The organism is Clostridium saudiense, assembly GCF_000577815.1.
Lineage (GTDB): Bacteria > Bacillota > Clostridia > Clostridiales > Clostridiaceae > Clostridium > Clostridium saudiense.
This window is the reverse complement of sequence record NZ_CBYM010000020.1, coordinates 38950-60161: the sequence shown is the minus strand read 5'-3', so window position 1 is coordinate 60161 and position 21212 is coordinate 38950. Positions and strand designations below refer to the sequence as shown.

Here is a 21212-nt window from a genome sequence, read left to right as displayed (position 1 = left end):
ATAAAAAATTTAAAAAATTCTATTCAAAAATTGAACATGTGCACACTTTTAATTCATTATTTTTCCATATGAATTAAAAGTGAGTATTATCGAAAAAATTTCGTTAATACTCACTTTTACTTTAAAAGCAATAGTAATCTATTTCTTTAATACAACACTAAAACTAAATAGGTACCTTTTATATTTATTCTTTAAAATTAACTATTCCTAATAATTTATTATCATTTGATGCTGAAATCACTTCTACTGATATTTTACCATCTTCATATGTACAAATACTAAACTGAGCATTCTCCTCAAACCTTACTATTCCATTACCCTCATCATGCCCTATAAAACTAAGGCTACCTGTTGAAAAATATGGTTTGTCCGCAAAACTCCCATTAAAAGGATGATGAGTGTGCCCAACAAAAATTCCAACTAATGAACTTTCCCTTATTATCTTTTCAAAGTTATCATCTATATCCACCGACGGTGTAGTAAATTGATCTTTTATAAGATGATGGTGAAGTATTAAAATAGTATCTTTTTTACTACTATCCTTTAATTGATTTTCTAACCACTTATACTGTTCATTTGAAATAAATCCATCACTATTTTTATATACTGAATTATCAAAACTAATAATTCTAAGATTATCAATTTCATTAACAGTATTATAAGGCTCGTTACACTCCTTATTAAACCATCCCTTATAAAAAGCTGCCTTATTATCATGATTTCCTAATGTAAGTATATAAGGAACATTACCTAATAACTTTTCTAATTCACATTTTAAGCTAAAATAATCCTCATACATTCCTGATTCTACTAAATCACCAGTTATAATAACAAAATCAATTTTACTTAAATCTACCATAATTAAAGCCTTTTTTAGCTGAATTAAAGGACTTGTCATATCATTAAAAATAGCATTATACCCCTTTTCAGCCTTAGGATACTCTCTTAAGAAATGAATATCTGATAAATGTAAAAATTTCATATTCTACACCTACTTAATTCTCTTTTTCTTATTTCTTTTAGTTTGTATACTAAATAATATAAGTGCGACTATTGTAGCTACATAAGGTATAGATGCAGTAATTTGTGTTTTTAATGATGTATTTTGAAGTACATTTCCAGCTGCTTGTGAGAATCCAAAAAATAAACTTGATAAAAGTACCCCTATTGGATGAGATTTACCTAAGTTATTAGCTGCCATAGCAATATATCCACGCCCTGAAGTCATGTTTTGCATAAATAATGTTACAGTTCCCATAGAAAGAAGAACCCCACCTAATCCACATAATATACCTGATAAACTTATAGTAAGGAATTGATATTTTTCTACTGGTGTACCAAGACTTCTAGCAGCTTCTTTATTAATTCCAACGGCACGTAATCTATATCCTAATACCGTTTTATATAAGAAAATATACATTCCTATCGCTAATATAAATGCTAAATAATCAATAATTGTTAATCCTGAAAAAATAGTCCCTAATATAGGAATATCCTTAATAATAGGTAAATCTATTTTGGGAAGGCTTACTAAGCTAGTATCAGTAAATACTCCTTTTGTTTTGAAAATTATGTAAAGTAAATATGTTGTTACTCCTCCCATCATAGTATTTGTTGCCATACCAACAACAACTGGGGATGCTTTTAATTTAATTATACAAAATCCTACAATAGCAGATACTATCATTCCACTAATTGCTCCAGCAAGAACAGATAAAAATACATTATGAGTATAATAGTTAGCAACAATACTGAAAAATGCTCCTGTTAACATTGTTCCTTCCATTGCTATATTAAAAATACGTACTTTAGTACATATAGCTGCAGCTAAAGTCACTAATAAAATAGGTGTCATCATACGAAGAGTCGAATTAGCTACCACTGCTAAATAATCTATACTTAACTCCATTACTATACTCCTTCCTTGCCTGTTGCACTTTTCTTTTTATACCACTTTACAGCAAATCTCGCTGTAATTAGTAAAGTAATAATTCCTTGAATAATTGTTGTTACTTCTGATGGAACTCCCATACTACGCTCAATAGTACTTCCGCCTGTAGTAATTCCAGCTAAGAAAATACTACTAACTAAAATACCAACCGGGTGGTTGCTTGACATTAATGAAGCTATAATACCAGTCCATGCATAACCTGGCGATGTAATCATACTATCTACATAACGATATCTTGTTCCTAAAACTTCACATGCACCACCAAGTCCTGCTAATGCCCCACTAAGCATTAATACATAATACATCATCTTAGTACTATTAACACCACCATAGTTTGCAAAGTTAGAATTTAATCCACCCATTTTTGCTTTATATCCAAAGCTTGTTCTCTTCATTATAAAAAGTACAAATAATACACAAATAACTGAAATTACAAATCCCCAATGTAATGAATATCCTTCAAACATCTTAGGTAAAATATTATCAGTTAACTTTTGTGTTTGAATTGCTGAAGAATCTAAACCTAGCGGATCCTTTACAACATATGTTGTAAAATAAGAAGCTATATAATCAGCAACATAATTCATCATAAGAGTTATAATAAGTAAATCTAACTTAAATCTTTCACTTACATAAGCTGAAATAAGTGAATATAAAACACCTACTATTGCACCACTTATAAGAGACATAGCAACAACAAAAGCTGGTGGGCCTGGACATATCACAGCTACAACTGCTGAAGTAAATGCCCCTAAAACCATTTGACCCGCAGCACCTAAGCTTGAATAACCTGATCCCCAAGCTAATGCACCAGCAAGACCAGCAAATATAATAGGAACTGAACGTGTTAAAGTCGTAGTTAAATAATAAGCAGATCCAAATCCACCTTTAAACATTCCTATAATTGCTTCAAAAGGATTAAATCCAGAAAATGCAATAATTACACCACCTAATAATATTCCAACAACAATAGCTTGTAGAGGATGCTTTAATGGTTCAAATATATTTGAAAGTCTACTCTTTGCAATACTCCCAGATAACGAATTTTTACTTTTCATTATTCTTACCTCCTACCATTAAAAGACCTAATTCTTTTTCATCAATACTTCCTCTTTTAAATTCACCAACAATTTCACCCTCATAAATAACGTAAATTCTATCACTTAAATCCATAATTTCACTTAACTCTGAAGATACTAATAATACACTATCTCCTTTATTTCTTTTTTCAACAAGCTGATCATGAATAAACTCTATTGCACCTATATCAATTCCCCTTGTAGGCTCACAAGCAATAATAAGTGGTGTTTCCATAGATATTTCTCTTGCAACAATAAGTTTTTGTGCATTTCCACCTGAAAGTTCTTTTATTTTTTGTGAAGGTGAATCTGCCTTAACACGGAATTTATAAATCAAATCTGTTGCATGCTTTGTTACTTTATTAATATTTAAAATTCCCTTTTTAGAAAATTCTTTATTATCTTCATATCCCATTAATGCATTTTCAGCTAATGTTGCATCTGGTGCACTTCCCCACATATAACGATCTTCAGGAATATGCGCAATACCAGACTCTCTAATATTCATTACAGTATGATTTGTAATATCTTTATTATTGATAATTACATTACCACCATCAACTTTTTCTAAACCCGTTATACATCGAATTAGCTCAGATTGACCATTTCCTGATACACCTGCAATACCTACTATCTCACCTTTTTTAATATGTAAGTTAACATTATTTAAGATATTTTTATCATGTTCACCCTTTAATATTAAGTTCTTAACTTCTAAAAGTTGTTCCTTTGTTTCCTTTTCTGGAATTACTCTATTAGCTATTTGTCTTCCAACCATTAAATACGATAACTCTTCAACACTTGTATCCTTCTTTAATCTTTCAGCTACAACTTCTCCAAGTCTCATTACTACAATCCTATCTGCAACTTCCATAACTTCATGAAGCTTATGAGTTATAATTATTAAGCTTTTTCCTAACTTAGCTAATTGCTTCATAGTCTTTAAAAGTTCATCTACTTCAATAGGTGTAAGTACTGCTGAAGGCTCATCAAAAATAATGACATCCGCATTTTGATAAAGTGTTTTTAATATTTCTACACGTTGTTGAAGCCCTACTGGACATTGCCCTACAATAGCACTTGGATCCACTTGTAACATGTAACGCTTTGACAGATCTTCTACCACTTTAATATTCTTTTTATAATCGAAGAATACTCCTCTTTTCATTTCATTTTTATATACAATATTTTCTGCAACAGTCATTGACTCAAAAAGCATGAAATGTTGCTGTACCATTCCAATTCCTTCTTGCATAGCGTCTGACGGATTATGAAAATTCATTTTATTTCCATTGATAAATATTTCTCCCGAATCAGGTCTTTCCAATCCATAAAGTATCTTCATTATAGTAGACTTTCCAGCACCATTTTCTCCAACAACAGCAAGTATTTCTCCCTTATTAAGGTTTATATTAACTTTGTTGTTAGCCACTACATTACCATATGTCTTGACTATATTTCTCATTTCTAAAAGCATATCCAAGTTACTCCTTTTTCTAAATTAATCTAGAATATTAATAAGAGGCAAAGCTAAAATCGCTTATGCCCCTTATATAATTGGTACTACGTACTAATTTTATATTCTAATTAGTTTGCAGCTTCTTCAGGAACTTCTATTATTAATTCCCCTGAAATAATTTTTTCTGCTGCTTCTTTACCCGCTGCTATAACTTCATCAGTTATAATTTTAGTATTTCTATAATTCATTTCTTCTGGAGAAACACCAACAACTCCAAATGCACCTTCTTTTAATCCAAGAATTTGTGAACCACCATTTAATTCATCTGCTAAGAATCTCTCAATTATAGTATCTACAACAGCCCCTGTATTCTTTAATAATCCGCTAATAATACTTGCATTTTCAGAAGTAGTTTGGTCTACACTTAATCCTGTTGTATATATTGGTGTACCCTTTTTGCTTAACTCTTGAGCAGCTTGGTATATACCAGAGTTTGCACTAGCAGAAACCCCACCAAAAATAAAGTTTGCTCCTGCGGCTTTTTGTTGTAAAGCATATTCATAAGCTAAGTTAGTATCATTGTAAGAATTAGTGTAGTTGTACATGAATTTAGCATCTGGGTTAACAGATTTTACACCTTCTGCAAATCCATATCTGTATTTATATGTAGCTTGTGTTTGGAATGATGAAATATATCCATATAAGCTTTCATTAGGGAAAGCAGTTCCAACCATTACCCCTAAAACGTATGAACCTTGTGCCTCATCAAATCCAAAGCTTGTTACTTTTCCATTAGATGCAGTTGTATCAATTACAGCATATTTTGTATTTGGGAATTTATCTGCAGCATCACTAAATGGATCAGCTGCTTGCCAACCAATACCTATTATTAAATCGTACCCTTCGTTAGATGCAGCAAGTGTATTTTCTTCCCATGCAGCAGTATCAGTACATTCAATAGATGTCATTTTAAATCCGTAAGTTTTACTTGCTTCTTCTAAAGCTTCATATGCTTGAAGAATAAATTTTTCAGTTCCGATTGTATCAGAAATTAAAGCTATATTTAAATTTGAATAATCACCATTATCACCTTTGCTTCCTGCTGATTCCTTATTTCCAGAGTTTGAACATCCAGCAAAAAGAAGTGTAGTCATAATAAGCAGTAAAGAAGTTATTATTTTTCTCATTATTTCATCTCCTAAAATTCATTTATACCTTGATTATAATGATTATGGTGATAAAAAAATATGACTTATGTCATATTTCGACCAAAAAAAACTGTATATTATTTTATTTTTTTTATTCATCATTCGCTTTTTACCTTAATATTTTTATTTAACTACATATATATTGAATACTCTTTTAATAAATATTTAGCATTTTACTTAATATTTATTAATCATATATTTGCTTATTTATTCACCAAGTAGTGATTTTTCCTTATTTTTCTTAGCCTAAGACCTTATTGTTATCTGTCTATTGTTATGTTAAAATAATGACACGAATATACGAATAATATTATTAATTTACTCATTTATTTGGAGGAACTTATGATAAAGATTACGGATAATGTATTACTAGATAAATACATTAATAATACTGGTATTTCTAAATTATTTTCACAAGATATTAATAACTACTTAGAACTTTTTTCTTTAAATAAAGGTGATTTCTTAATTAACGAAGGAGAATGCTCTAATTATCTATATTTTTTAGTAAGTGGAAAATTAAAAGTTTTCTCTCATTCCACATCTGGTAAAATAATGTCTATAACCCATTTTAATTCTTTTGAAATTATAGGTGAAACCTGCAGTTTATGGGACAAACCTCCAACTGCCTCAGTTCAAGCTAGTTCAAAGGCATACTGTATTGGCATATCTATGCAATATAGAAGTCTTCTTTTAAATGATGTAGTATTCTTAAGATATATTTGTCAAAATCTTGGTGAAAGACTTAGTTATATGAATAATAACACTTGCACCAATCTTTATGAATCATTAGAAAGCCGTTTAGCATCTTTTATCTTAAAAACTGAGAAAGATGGAATCTTCTCTTATAATCTAACAGAATGCGCCGAGCTTTTATGTGCAAGCTATAGACATTTGTTGAGAATCATTAATTCATTTTGTAGTACAAATAAACTTTTTAAAAACGGAAAATATTACAAGATAATAGATAGAGATTATTTAGAAAAAGTTGCTTCAAATTCTTCTATAACCTAAAAAAACTGTATTGATTATAAAATCAATACAGTTTTTTATGTTATAGAATATTATTTAGCCCTCATTAAATAATTCTTTATTAATATTACGACTATACTTAATATTGCCATTACTAAAAATACTATTATTTCCTGTGTTCCTAAATTGCTCAAATGTAATATACTTCTAAATAAAATTGCTGCTACAAAAAATCCTATTGCTGTTGTTGTACATAAAAATAAACGCAATTTATTAAATGGTCTACACACTCTTATTACAGCTAAAATACTTGTTAATCCAATCATGTAATACATAATCGTAGTCATTTCATATAATTTTATATTTAAAGCTGGAGCTATTAAATATAAAATTATGATATTTATTATTATCACTATAGCATATGGCAATGAATTCTTTAATACACTCTTTAAAAATTTTTCTTTTATTTGCTTTCCATTTGGTTCAAATGATAAAAAGAATGATGTATATCCTTCAATAGCAAGATCTATTAATGTAATTTGTATTGGCATAAATGGAAACGCTGTACAAGTTATAATATTCAATATTGATAACATTACAGAATATAATGTTTTTATGAAAAATATTGTAGCAACGTTAGTAATATTATTTACAACTCTTCTTCCTTCCATTAATACATCTTTTAAAACACTAAAGTCAGAATTTAAAAGTACTATTTGTGATACTTGCTTAGCTACATCACTAGCTTCTGGAAGAGTTATGCTACAATCAGCTTGTCTTAATGCAATAACATCATTTACTCCATCCCCTGTCATTGCAACTGTATGTCCTTTTGCTTGTAGAGCTTGAACTAATAAACTTTTTTGATTTGGAGAAACCCTAGCAAATATACTATACTTATCAACTATTTCCATTATTTCATCGTCATTTTTTATAGTAGATAAGTCTATGTATGATTCATAATCTTCTAATCCTGCTTGCTTAGCTATACTAGAAACAGTCAATGGATTATCACCTGAAATTACTTTTACTGTTACGACTTCCCCCTTAAAAAATCCAAGCATTTCTTTTGCATTTTTCCTTAATGGATCAGACAATTCTATAGAAGCAATTATATCTATATCAGGTAATACATCTTCTACTACCTCTTTAGAGTATCCTACGAGTAATACTCTTTTACCTTGCTTTTGTGCTTCTACCAAACTTTCATCCATTGTAAAGTTGCTCTTTAATATTAATTTTTCAGGTGCTCCAACTATTATAGATCCTATGTCTTTAAATGAAATAGAACTCCACTTTCTTTCAGATGAAAATGTATTCTTATACTCAATTTCAAATGTATCACTTTCTTTAAAGTAATCTTTTAATGCTTGAAAAGTTCCATTATTATCTCCAATTTCATTAACAAAAGCACTTAAGGCCTGTTTTAATGAAATTGGCATTATTTCCTCATTAAATTTTACAACATTAGAAACTTTCATTTTTCCTTCTGTAATAGTACCAGTCTTATCAAGACATAATGTATCTACATGAGCTAATGTCTCTACACTATATAAGTCTTGTACTAATACCTTTTTCTTCGCAAGTTTTATTACACCTGTTGCAAGGGATATACTAATTAATAAAACTAGTCCTTTTGGTAGCATTCCCAATAATGCTGCTGATGTTGATATTACAGAACTTTTAATTAGTTGATTTCTAACAAAATAAGCCTCTATAAATAACAATGCTCCTACAGGTATTATGATTAAACTAGTAAGTTTTGTTACCTTTCTCATTGAGCTTAATAATTCTGAATTTATCTTCTTATGTTTTTTACTCTTTAATGTAATTTCGGCTGCTAAATTATCTTTTCCTACTTTCTCAACTTTCGCATAGCATTTTCCACTAACAACATAACTCCCTGAAAATAATTTATCTCCTGGTAACTTTATAATTGTGTCTGACTCTCCAGTAAGTAAAGATTCATTTACTTCTATTTTCCCATCAATAACAACTGAATCTGAACAAATTTGATTTCCCATATTTAATATAGTTATGTCATCTAAAACTACTTCATCGACATCTATACTAATTTCTCTTCCTTCTCTTATTACATCAACCTTTGATACTGTTAGTACAGATAACTTTGCTACCAAGTTTTTAGCATGTATCTCTTGAAAACTACCAATACATATATTCAATATAATTATCAGCATAAATGCTAAATTAGAATATGCACCAACTGACATTAAAGCAATAGCAATAAGAAAATTATATAAATTGAATAATGTAAATACATTACCTGAAATAATCTCCCAATTAGATTTTACAGTTTTTTCTTCAACAATGTTTATTTTTCCTTTTTCTTTTCTATCTAATACTTCCTCTTGTGTTAATCCTAATATAGTTTGCTGTTCTCCCACATTAACCACACTCCATATCAATTCTTCTAGTAATTATTTTTATAGTACCTTTTCAATATGTATCTATATTTTTACTTATAATAACACTTATTATATCTATATAATGTAAAATCTATGTTAAATTTTAAAATTTTTCTATAATATAGTTTTTAAATTATATATCTCTTCCATATTTTGAGTTATAAAAATACTGCATCAATTAAATTAATTCAGTATCTTTTCTTTTACTATAAAACAAAAAATGGAGCCTTTATCCCTAAGAATAAAAGCTCCATCGCTTTAAAACCCATTTAATATTATAAACAATTTACAATTTATATTTTATAAATAAATTGGCTATTTGCTAAATATTATCTATTTTCTATTAATTTAAAAACAGATAAATTAATTAACAAATTGTTCCTCCAACAGCTTTGATATCATTATCATTTTCAACTGCTGCCTTTATTGATAATTCTAATGCCTTACTAATATCAACAATACTCATTGATGGCTTTTCTGGTTTATCTACTACTTGTGCAGGTATATATGGAACATGAATAAATCCAGCTTTCATGTTAGGATATTTTTTATCAACTAAGTATAATAAACCATACATAACGTGATTACATACAAAAGTACCTGCTGTATTTGAAACTGATGCTGGAAGTCCACCATCTTTAATTTCCTTAACCATAGCCTTTATTGGTAAGTTAGAAAAGTATGCTGGTTCTCCATCTTCGTATATAGCTATATCTAATGGTTGATTACCTTCATTATCTTCTATTCTTGCATCATCAATATTAATTGCAACTCTTTCTGGTGTAACTCCAAATCTTCCACCAGCTTGACCTATAGAAATAACTATATCTGGATTATGTTTTTCTATAGCTTCTTCTATTTTAGCTAATGATTTTCTAAAAACAGTTGGAATTTCTAACTTAATTACTTCTGCTCCACTAATATTTTCTGGTAATAATTTAACAGCTTCTAAAGCTGGATTTATACTTTCTCCACCAAATGGATCAAATCCTGTTATTAATACCTTCATTTTCATCTTCTCCCTCATTTTACATTTTGTCTTTTTGGCAAATATGAGATATTTCCTTTAATCAAAACATTTAAAGAAAATATCTCATAAATAAAATTTTTAATTATAATTTATCTAATTGAATTTACTCAACATCCTAAGATGCTCAGTTTCATTTATAATAACATTATATACAATTATTCATTAAATTAAAATGCTAAGAAGTACATTAATAAAATATGAATAGCTAATAAAATTAATGCTACAGGAGCTTGTTGCTTGATTATTGCATTTTTATCCTCAATTTCAAGTAAAGCTGCTGGCATAATATTAAAGTTAGCTGCCATTGGTGTTAATAATGTACCACAGTAACCAGCTGTTAAAGCTAAAGCTCCTGCTATAGCCACATTAGCACCCTGTGCAAATACAAATGGTATACCTATACCAACTGTTATTACTGAAAATGCTGCAAAAGCATTTCCCATAATCATTGTGAATAATGCCATACCTACACAGTAAGCAGTAACCCCTATGAATATATTTCCTTGAGGTAATATACCTGATATTCCTGAAGAAATTACATCTCCAACTCCTGCTGCTGTAAATAATGCACCAAGTGCTGCTAATAATTGTGGTAATATACTTACTGCACCTACTGATTGAAGCATTCTATCTGATTCTTCAACTAATACTCTTGGTTTTGCTTTTGTAATAACAAATGTTACTATTGCTGCAATAACAGCTGCAACACCTATAGCTGCTGTTCCTGAAATTGCTGTAAATTGTGCAATCCCTAAAGCCGCTAAAGCTATAACTAATGATGGTACAAATACCTTTAAACCTAATTTCTTTGCTTGTTCTTCTCCAAATTTTTCATCTAATGCTTTAACAGTTCCTGGTTTAACTTGCTTAGTTAAAGTAAGTACTGCTATAACTACTAATATTCCACCAACAACTACTGATGGTATGTACGGTCCAAATATAAATATTATTCCTAATAATGCCCAAAATAGAGATGTCCCTATTTTTGCCTTATGATTTTTATCTCTTAATGTTAATACTGCTGTATTTAACATCATAATTCCAATTATTATATAGAATATTTCTAATAACATATTAGAAATTGCTGCAAAATCCATATGCGTCTTCTCCTTTGTTAACTATTTATTCTTTTTTCCAAACTCTCTTTCTAATCTCTTGTCCAGTAAAATGTTTTGAATTACAACTAATCCAAATGCAATTATTGCTACAGGTATTGATGCTTTTGCAATATCTAACCCTGATGTTGCATATCCTAAATCACTTAATGTATTAGCAATTAATAAAACTCCTGAACTTGCTAGGAAAAGGTTTTGTCCATAGAAGTTACCATAGTTGTCCATAGATGCTGCTGCAGCTTTTATTTTAGCTTCTGTTTTTTCATCTATCTTTCCATACTTACTTATTGCTGCACCTTGAGCCATTGGATTTATTAATGGTCTAACAAATTGAGGATGTCCACTTATTCTTAATGACATAGCTCCTGCAATTTGTCTTATTAAACAATAAAGTGTTAAAAGCTTTCCTGTTGAAAGATTTTTTACTTGTTTAATTAATGCAACTGCCTTTTCTTTTAATCCGTATCTTTCTGATATTCCTATTACAGGTAAAGTTAATATGAAAATTGTTATTAATCTTTGATTAACAAATGTATTACCAAGTATTGATAGTATTTCAGTTATATCCATGTTTGCTGCAAACCCTGTAGCCAATGCTGATATTATTATTACAGCAATACTATCAAGTTTTAATGCAAAACCTACTATTACCATCAAAATTCCTATTAGCACCATTTAAATCATCCCTCCACTATTTCTTATATTATATTTATACTTCTTTTTTATACATTTGTCTACAATTTTCTGTATTTTTTTTATTCTTTTATGCTAATTGTTTAATTTAATACCGATTTAATTAACAAAGTGTTAATATATAGCATTATAAATAATTGCATCTATATATTTGGCTAATTTAGGTTATATATATAAGCTAATCATCTCCGAATAATTATTCAATATTATTCATAATTATTCATAATTATTCATAATTGTATGTATATTTCTTCATAATATTAAAGAGATTGCTAACTTTAGCAATCTCTTTAATATCAAATTCATTTTCTCTTTCATACCTACCTATAAGTTTAGATACTTTTATTATCTATTTAATTATTTCTAATATATACACTAAAAGTCCCAAAATTAATAATAAAAGTAATATAAATAATATAGCATTAAATATACTTCTCTTCCTCTCATAAATACTTTTGTTTAAATATATTCTATTTATATATCAAATATTATATTATTTGACCCTTTTTAGGTAATAGCACATCTCCATTCTCATTATAAAGTTTTTCTGGATGATATGAATGAATTGGAATTAACAACTTTGGAGTAATTAAATTAATTATTTTTACTAAATCATAAGGCCTAGCATGACCACTACATGACATCATCTTAAATTCAATATCATTATCTTCAAATTGTTTCACAAATGGTGCAAATCTAGGGTCAAAATCTCCTAATGGAGATGCATCTGAATGTATATAAATCCCTTTTTTCTTTAATTTATCTATATATTTTAATGCAAGTGTATCTAACTGCCAAAAATATTTACTTTCATCATTTATTAATTCTTTAAAATCAACTCTTAAGTTTTCATCTAAGCCATAATCTTTATTATCTAATTGATAATAATAAGTTGCTATTCCTGTAGCTTCTTTAACTACATATGAAAAATATGCATCTAACACAACAACTCTTGGGTTAGTTTTAATTATATTTAATATTCTTTCCACATTAGCAATATAATAATTAAATGTAAGCTGTTTATCAGGATTACTTTTAACAACTTCGTTTATTTTTTCTATAAGCTCTTCCTCATTTTCAGCTTCATTTTCTCTTAATTTTTCTCCAAAATCTTGAAATGAAACACTTACCCCTTCAATTAATAGAACATCACAATTTTTACTTTCTTTACAGAAATTAATAGTATCATTTTCTCTATACCCATGTAATCTTATATCACCTGAGTATGCTATCTTTAAATCTGGCGTTTCAATTAATAGCCCACATGCCCCATATGCATCATGATCAACTGGCATTACTTTAACTTTAATTTTACCAACATTAATAATTTCATTTTCTTCAACACCAATTACTTCTCTTGTATTCGTTTGCCCTTTTTCATATAAAGGAAAAATAAAATCATTATTAATATTCAATGTATTTAATAATGATTTTGTACCTTCTAATGTATACAATGGTATTTCAGAGTTTAAATAATTTACAATTTTCGAATGATCTAAATGAATATGAGATAAAAATACAGCCGTATCATTGAACTTGTTTTCTTTTGATTTATACCCCTTTAATGGTATCTTTGGATCAAATATATTATCTAAATATGGTACTAATTTATTATCTAATAATCCTTGTAAATCACTAGGCTGAACCTTTGCCGCTGGATTAAATTCACTTCCAAAATCAAAGAATATATGACTATCTTCATATGCAATTTCTATAATAGTTCCACCTATTGTTAAGACTCCACTATGAAATGTAATTTTTGTTTTTTTATCTTTTAGCATATTTATAAACAACTCCTCGTATCTTAAATATTTTCATCATTAGTAAATTTATAACTCTATAATAACGTATTTTCCATTCTTTATAAACTCCCTCTCTATATTCACTAATCCTATTATATTTTTATAAACTGTAGAAAAATTCTCTTATCTTTTACTTAAAATTATAATTCATTTTTACAGTATCTATTTTAATACGTAAATACAATATACACTTTCTAAAATATCATTTCATAATATCTTTTAATATTTCTTTCAAGCTCTAATAAATCAACATTTCTACCAATTCTTAAAGTCTCCTTTCCTTCAATATATAGTAGAAATATAGGTAAAGAAAATACTCCATACTTTGCTGCTAGCTCTACATTTTTTTCTCCATCTATCTCTACAGCCTTTATATTTGGTAATGTTCTTAAAATACTTTCAATCTTAAATTTTATCGCTTCACATGCACCACAATCTCTCCCCGTAAAATAAACTACTACCATTTCATTATCATTAATTAATCTCAAAACCTCATCTTCACTTGATATCCTATTCAAAATTATCCCTCATTTCAATAACTATAATTTAAGTAATTCATGTTAATAAATTATAGTTAATAATATATTGCTTCTTTTAGCTTAACTTTTATAAGTAAATTATATACAAAAATATAGCTAGTACCTGAATATTCAAGTGCTAGCTACTTATTTAATTATTTATTATTTTTATAAAAATATTCTAAAATATCATCAAATGTTTCAAATGCTAATCCTGCAGCTTCACAACATTCTGTTATAGCCTCTTCCATTTCCTTAATAGGAATATCTTTTACAGTATCGCATTCTATACCTTGTTCACGATAAGATTCACATATTGCATTTTCTAAATCTTCTTGTGAAATCCCCTCTTCCTTAAACATGCTTAAAAAAATTTCTCTAATATTATTTTCTCTTTCAATTTCAGTTAATATGTTTTCCATATATCCTCCAAATGTCATCTCAAAAATTTATATTCTCATTGATAATTATACCATAATTTATAAATTTATAACATTTACAAATAGGTTTTTAATCTCTCCTATCATCAATCCTTATTTAGTTATTATTCTCTAACTTTTAATTTATATAAAAAGAGTTATCTTTAATTGATTTATTAATCATTAAAGATAACTCTACTTTTAACTCTTATTTCATTAAATACTTATCAACAGCTAATGCTGCATTTCTTCCTTCAGCAATTCCCCATACAACCAATGATGGTCCTCTTCTTGCATCTCCAGCAACGAAAACTTTCTCTTTAGATGTTCTATAATCTATATCATTGGCAGCAATATTGCCTCTTTTATTTAGTTCTAACCCTAAATCATTAGCTATATAATCTTCAACTCCTGTGAATCCCATAGCTATTAAAACTAAATCGGCATTCCAAATCTTTTCAGAACCTTCTATTTCTTTAAGATTCATTCTACCGTCTTCTCCCTTAACCCATTGTACATCAACAGTTTTTAGAGATTTGACATTTCCATTTTCATCTCCATAAAACTCTTTAACGCTCGTTAAATATCTTCTTGGATCATGCCCAAACTTTGCAATATACTCTTCTTGGCCGTAATCAACTTTTAATACCTTTGCATATTCTGGCCAAGGATTATTTGCAGATCTAGTCTTTGGTGGCTCTCCCATAATTTCAAATTGATTTACAGATTTACATCCTTGTCTAAGAGCTGTTCCAACACAGTCTGTTCCAGTATCTCCACCACCAATTACTATTACATCCTTATTAGTTGCTAAAATATCAGTACCTTTATTAAACTGGGAGTTAATTATTCTCTTAGTATTGTTAGTTAAATATTTTACTGCAAAATGAATTCCATTAAGTTCTCTTCCCGGAGCTTTTAAATCTCTTGGATTAGATGCTCCTATAGTAACTACTACTGCATCATATTCTTTATCTAATTCGCTGTACTTTACATCAACCCCAACATTAACGCAAGTTTTAAAAATTATTCCCTCTTCTTTAAGAATCTCAGCTCTTCTTTCTATAACAGTTTTCTCAAGCTTCATATTTGGTATACCATACATCATAAGGCCACCAACATGATCTTCTCTTTCATATACAGTAACACTATGTCCTAACTTATTTAAAAAATCTGCAGCTGCAAGTCCTGATGGTCCTGAACCTATTATTGCAACCTTTTTGCCTGTTCTTACTTCTGGTGGATTTGCTTTAATTAACCCTTCGCTAAATCCTTTTTCAATAAGATACTTTTCATTAGCTTTAACAGTTACAGCATCTCCATGTAATCCACAAGTACATGCATTTTCGCATAATGCTGGACATACCCTTGATGTAAACTCTGGAAAATTACTTGTTTTTAAAAGCCTTTCTAATCCTAGTTCCCATTTTCCTAGATATACAAAGTTATTCCATTCTGGAATAAGATTATGAAGTGGACATCCTGTTGCCATATTATTTAACATAACACCTGACTGGCAAAATGGAACTCCACAATCCATACATCTTGCCCCTTGTTTTCTTCTTTCCTCTTCTGTAAGAGGTGTATCAAATTCATTCCAATGATTCACTCTATTGAGTGCATCCTCTCTGCTACAATTTTTTCTATTAAACTCCATAAAACCTGTTGCTTTTCCCATGATACTCCCTCCTTACATTACCCTTCCAGTTTTTTCATAAAAGGCATTTACTAAAGCTTCATCTCTAGTACATCCCTTTTCTTCGTTAATTCTAACAAGCTCTAAAACTTCTTTATAATCTACAGGAATAACTTTTTTAATCTTAGTTATATATAAATCAAAATTATCTAAAATAGTTTTTGCTTTAACTGAATTAGTAAGCTCATAATGTTCATTTATTATATCTTTTAAGAATTTGACATCTTTATCATCTGGATTTTCAATAAGAACCATTTCTTTATTAACCTTAGAATTGAAATCTCCATCTTCATCTAACACATAAGCAATTCCACCACTCATACCTGCTGCGAAATTCACTCCTGTTTTTCCAAGTATAACAGCTTTTCCTCCAGTCATATATTCACATCCATGAGCTCCACAACCTTCTACTACAGCTGTTGCTCCTGAATTTCTTACACAGAATCTTTCTCCAACAATTCCACTAAAGAAAGCCTTTCCTGAAGTAGCTCCATATAATGCAACATTACCTACTATAATATTATCTGCTGCAACCAGTTTACTATTTTTAGGCTGATATACTATTACCTTTCCTCCAGATAATCCCTTACCAACATAGTCATTACCATCGCCTTCAACTTCTAAAGTTAAACCACTTGGTATAAATGCCCCAAAGCTTTGCCCTGCTGCTCCTGTACATTTAACCCAAATTGTATCTTCTGGTAATCCTTCTGTTTTATATCTTCTAGTTATTTCTGACCCTAAAATAGTACCAAATGTTCTATCTGTATTAACAATATCTATATTTATTTTAACTTTTTCTTTATTATCCAATGCTGGTTTTGCTAATTCTAAAAGAACAGTTGAATCTTTAACTTCATTAAGCTTATGATCAAATTTCTTATCTTCATTAAAGATAACTCCATTTTCTGAATTAATTTGAGACTTATCTAATATTAATGATAAATCAACTCTTTCAGCCTTCCAATTATTAAGATGTTCCTTTTTCTTTAACTTATCTACTCTGCCAATCATTTCATCTATACTTCTAAATCCAAGCTTAGCCATATATTCCCTTAACTCTTGTGCTATAAATTCCATGAAGTTTACAACATATTCAGGTTTACCAGTAAACCTCTTTCTAAGCTCTTCATTTTGAGTTGCAATTCCTACTGGACAAGTATCTAAATTACATACTCTCATCATTACACAACCTAAGGCTACAAGTGGAGCTGTTGCAAATCCAAACTCTTCTGCTCCAAGTAATGCTGCTATTGCAACATCTCTTCCAGTCATAAGTTTACCATCTGTTTCTACTCTTACTCTATCCCTTAAGTTATTCATAACAAGTGTTTGATGAGCTTCAGCAAGTCCTAATTCCCAAGGAAGACCGGCATGTTGAATTGATGTCTTAGGAGATGCCCCTGTACCTCCATCATATCCTGATACTAATATAACATCAGCTCCAGCCTTAGCAACACCTGCTGCAACTGTTCCAACTCCTGCTTCTGCAACTAATTTTACTGAAACATCTGCATATATATTCGAATTCTTTAAATCATATATAAGTTGTGCTAAATCCTCAATTGAATAAATATCATGATGCGGTGGTGGTGAAATTAATCCAACTGCTGTAGTTGAATGCCTTGTCTTAGCTATCCAAGGATATACCTTTGATGCAGGTAATTGTCCACCTTCTCCAGGCTTTGCTCCCTGTGCCATTTTAATTTGTAGTTCATCAGCATTAACTAAATATTCTGATGTAACACCAAATCTTCCTGATGCTATTTGTTTAATTTTTGATCTCTTTGTATCTCCGTTTGCTAATGGAATCCATCTTTCTCTATCTTCTCCACCTTCACCAGTATTAGATTTACCACCTAATCTGTTCATAGCTATAGCAAGAGCTTCATGTGCTTCCTTTGAAATTGATCCATATGACATTGCTCCTGTCTTAAATCTCTTTACTATTTCAGATACTGGCTCTACTTCTTCTAATGGAATAGGATTTTCTTCAAATTCAAAGTCTAGTAATCCTCTTAAAGTTAATCCTTCTTCTTCTTTCATTATTAATGAAGAATACTCCTTAAACTTATTGTAATCTCCACTCTTAGTCGCTTGTTGTAGTAAATAAATACTTATTGGATTGTATAAATGCTTTTCTCCATCACTTCTTAATTTATCTCTACCAAAGTTATCTAAATCAAAGTTAAGTTGCTTAAGTCTCTTATTATAAGCATCTTCATGCTTTCCTAAAGCTTCTTTTTCAATATCCTTTAATGTTAATCCACCAATTCTGCTTGTTGTATTTGTAAAGTATTTATCTATTACAGTTTTATCTATACCTAACGCTTCAAATATTTGAGCTCCTTGATAAGATCTAATAGCCGATATTCCCATTTTAGAAAGTATCTTAGTTATACCTTTTACAACAGCATTATCATAATTGTTAGTTGCCTCTTCATAAGGAATTGTAATCATTCCATCTTCAACTAACTCATGAATAGTTTGATAAACTAAATATGGATTAACTGCTGTAGCACCATATCCTAAAAGTGTTGCAAAATGATGTACTTCTCTAGCTTCACCAGTTTCAACAATTATATCTGCTAAACTTCTAACACCCTTTTTAATTAAATAATTATTCATTGCAGCAACTGCTAATAATGAAGGTATTGGTGCATTATCCTTATCTACAAATCTATCTGATAATATAATTACATTAGTTCCTTCTTTAATTAATTGAAGTGCTTCTCTACATAAATACTTTAATGATATTTCTAAGCTATTTTCCTTTGTAATATCAAAAGTAATATCTAATGTACTTATTTTATACCCATGTCCATTTAATGATTTTATTTTTTCTAAATCCTTATTATTTATAATTGGATTAACTATTTCTATTTGTCTGCAGCTTTCTGGACAATCATCTAAAATATTTCCTTTAGATCCTAAGTAAACATTAGTAGATGTTACGATTTCTTCTCTTATAGCATCTATTGGAGGATTTGTTACTTGAGCAAATAATTGTTTAAAGTAATTAAATAATGGTTGATCCTTTAATGATAATACTGCAAGTGGTGTATCAATTCCCATAGCCGCCATTGGTTCATGCTTATTTTGAGCCATTTCAAAGATATTAGTTTTTAAATCTTCATATCCATAACCAAAAACTTTTTGATAAGTTTTTCTTTCATCTTTGTTCATGAACTTTTCTTCATAATTTTCTATTTTTATATCTCTTAATGGTGTTAATCTTTCATCTAACCATTCTTGATATGGATGCTCTAAGCTATATTTTTTCTTAACTTCTGAATCCTCTATTAATTCTCCCTTAACAGTATCAACTAATAAAATCTTACCTGGTTCTAATCTTTCTTTTCTAATAACTCTTTCCTCATCAATTGCAACAGCACCTGTTTCTGATGCTAAGAAAAGATAACCATCATCAGTTATGTAATATCTAGAAGGTCTTAATCCATTTCTATCTAAAACTGCACCAACTTTATCTCCATCAGTAAATACTATTGAAGCTGGTCCATCCCATGGTTCCATTATTGTTGAATTATATTTATAGAAAGCTTTTTTATCAGGATCTATATTTTTTGATTTTTCCCATGGCTCTGGAATTAACATTAATATCGCTCTTGCTAAATCTCTTCCACCCATATATAAGAATTCTAATACATTATCGAATGTTGCTGAATCAGAACCTTCCTTATTAATAATAGGTAATACCTCTTGTAATCTTTCACCAAAAACTTCTGATTTAATAGAATCTTCTCTTGAATAAATTTTATTAACATTACCTCTTAAAGTATTTATTTCACCATTATGAACCATCATTCTATTAGGATGTGCTCTTTCCCAACTTGGGAATGTATTTGTTGAATATCTTGAATGAACTAAAGCAATAGCTGATTCTACTTCCTTATCTAATAGGTCATGATAAAACTCTCTAACCTGTGTAGATAATAACATCCCTTTATAAACTATAGTTTTAGACGAAAGTGATGCTATATAAGTACTACAATCATTTAATTTTTCTTCATTATTAAATGACTTTTCAATATCTCTTCTTAATATATATAATTCTCTTTCAAAATCCCTAGATGAATTTATACCTTCTGGCTTATTAATTATAATTTGCATAATCTTTGGCATAGCTTCTAAAGCTGCTTTTCCAAGCCCACTATAATCTACTGGAACTTCTCTTAATAATAAAAGTGAATATCCTCTTTTATTTAAAACTTCATTAATTATATTTAATGCTAATTTCCTTTTACTTTCTTCAGTTGGTAAAAATAATGCTCCTACTGCATACTTACCTGAATCTGGTAATTTTACATTATCTTCATTACATACTCTTTTAAAGAAATTATGTGGTATTTGAATTAATATACCAGCTCCATCACCAGTATTTTCATCAGCCCCAGTACCACCTCTATGCTTCAAATTTTCTAAAATATCTAATGCATCATTAATAACCTTATTAGATTTCTTTCCTTTAATGTTTACTACAGCTCCAATTCCACATGCGTCATGTTCAAAATTGCTGTTGTATAAGCCCCAATTTTCTTTCATAAATAACGCTCCTTTTATTTATAATTTAGTCATATTATCTTCTTTGCTTTTCAATAAAAAATGGTTCTTTAACAAAAACTTTTAACTTATTAGCTTTCATAAACTTCGTTAGTTATAATCACAAATATGAAATAATATTTTTATTAAAAATCTCTTTTTACTAAATTAATACATTTTTATTTTATAAACATTATATACAACTTTGTATATAATTTCAATTTTTTATTAATATTTTTATATACTTTCCTTTAAAAAAATTAATTATTAATCACTTAAACTTA

15 protein-coding genes are annotated in these 21212 nt (G+C 29.1%); 1 reads left to right on the top strand and 14 read right to left on the bottom strand.

Annotated features, from left to right (window positions below; all coding sequences use genetic code 11):
• Nucleotides 1-184: 184 nt before the first annotated feature.
• The 5 genes from TY07_RS10700 to TY07_RS10680 all read right to left on the bottom strand — a co-directional run bounded on the left by TY07_RS10700 (nt 185) and on the right by TY07_RS10680 (nt 5676).
• On the bottom strand, nt 185-982 hold the full coding sequence (locus tag TY07_RS10700; protein WP_042399408.1) for a metallophosphoesterase family protein: 798 nt from the start codon (nt 980-982) through the stop codon (nt 185-187).
• A 9-nt stretch (nt 983-991) separates the two neighbouring features.
• Nucleotides 992-1909, bottom strand: coding sequence for an ABC transporter permease (locus TY07_RS10695; RefSeq protein ID WP_042399405.1), 918 nt, complete (start codon nt 1907-1909; stop codon nt 992-994).
• A 2-nt stretch (nt 1910-1911) separates the two neighbouring features.
• On the bottom strand, nt 1912-3009 hold the full coding sequence (locus TY07_RS10690; protein WP_042399402.1) for an ABC transporter permease: 1098 nt from the start codon (nt 3007-3009) through the stop codon (nt 1912-1914).
• Entirely contained in the window at nt 2999-4507 is a 1509-nt protein-coding gene (locus TY07_RS10685; protein ID WP_042399399.1) for an ABC transporter ATP-binding protein, read from the bottom strand. Before TY07_RS10685 ends, TY07_RS10690 begins: the two co-directional genes overlap by 11 nt.
• 110 nt (nt 4508-4617) lie before the next feature.
• The gene (locus tag TY07_RS10680; RefSeq protein ID WP_042399396.1) at nt 4618-5676 is read right to left on the bottom strand and encodes a BMP family lipoprotein; all 1059 of its coding nucleotides are present in this window, start codon (nt 5674-5676) and stop codon (nt 4618-4620) included.
• 363 nt (nt 5677-6039) lie between these two features.
• Here TY07_RS10680 and TY07_RS10675 point away from each other — a divergent pair, with 363 nt between their 5' ends.
• On the top strand, nt 6040-6711 hold the full coding sequence (locus TY07_RS10675) for a cyclic nucleotide-binding domain-containing protein (protein WP_042399393.1): 672 nt from the start codon (nt 6040-6042) through the stop codon (nt 6709-6711).
• Nucleotides 6712-6761: 50 nt separating this feature from the next.
• On the opposite strand, the gene TY07_RS10670 is transcribed toward TY07_RS10675, so the two are convergent.
• The 9 genes from TY07_RS10670 to gltB all read right to left on the bottom strand — a co-directional run bounded on the left by TY07_RS10670 (nt 6762) and on the right by gltB (nt 20931).
• Nucleotides 6762-9074, bottom strand: coding sequence for a cation-translocating P-type ATPase (locus TY07_RS10670; protein ID WP_042399389.1), 2313 nt, complete (start codon nt 9072-9074; stop codon nt 6762-6764).
• Between the two features lie 388 nt (nt 9075-9462).
• Nucleotides 9463-10104, bottom strand: coding sequence for a pyroglutamyl-peptidase I (gene pcp / locus TY07_RS10665; protein WP_042399386.1), 642 nt, complete (start codon nt 10102-10104; stop codon nt 9463-9465).
• 188 nt (nt 10105-10292) lie between these two features.
• Nucleotides 10293-11222, bottom strand: coding sequence for a DUF979 domain-containing protein (locus TY07_RS10660; protein ID WP_042399382.1), 930 nt, complete (start codon nt 11220-11222; stop codon nt 10293-10295).
• Nucleotides 11223-11243: 21 nt separating this feature from the next.
• Nucleotides 11244-11915 carry a DUF969 domain-containing protein gene (locus TY07_RS10655; protein ID WP_042399380.1) on the bottom strand — a complete coding sequence of 224 codons (672 nt, stop codon included), beginning with the start codon at nt 11913-11915 and terminating at the stop codon, nt 11244-11246.
• 506 nt (nt 11916-12421) lie between these two features.
• Nucleotides 12422-13714 carry an MBL fold metallo-hydrolase gene (locus tag TY07_RS10650; protein WP_042399377.1) on the bottom strand — a complete coding sequence of 431 codons (1293 nt, stop codon included), beginning with the start codon at nt 13712-13714 and terminating at the stop codon, nt 12422-12424.
• A gap of 215 nt (nt 13715-13929) precedes the next feature.
• Entirely contained in the window at nt 13930-14253 is a 324-nt protein-coding gene (locus TY07_RS10645; RefSeq protein WP_052330697.1) for a thioredoxin family protein, read from the bottom strand.
• A 155-nt stretch (nt 14254-14408) separates the two neighbouring features.
• On the bottom strand, nt 14409-14675 hold the full coding sequence (locus TY07_RS10640; protein WP_042399374.1) for a cobalamin biosynthesis protein: 267 nt from the start codon (nt 14673-14675) through the stop codon (nt 14409-14411).
• Nucleotides 14676-14880: 205 nt separating this feature from the next.
• A complete protein-coding gene (locus TY07_RS10635) occupies nt 14881-16350 on the bottom strand; it encodes a glutamate synthase subunit beta (protein WP_042399372.1) in 1470 nt (489 codons plus the stop codon).
• A 12-nt stretch (nt 16351-16362) separates the two neighbouring features.
• Nucleotides 16363-20931 (bottom strand): glutamate synthase large subunit, encoded by a 4569-nt coding sequence (gene gltB, locus TY07_RS10630; protein WP_042399369.1) that lies wholly within the window; start codon nt 20929-20931, stop codon nt 16363-16365.
• Nucleotides 20932-21212: the final 281 nt, after the last annotated feature.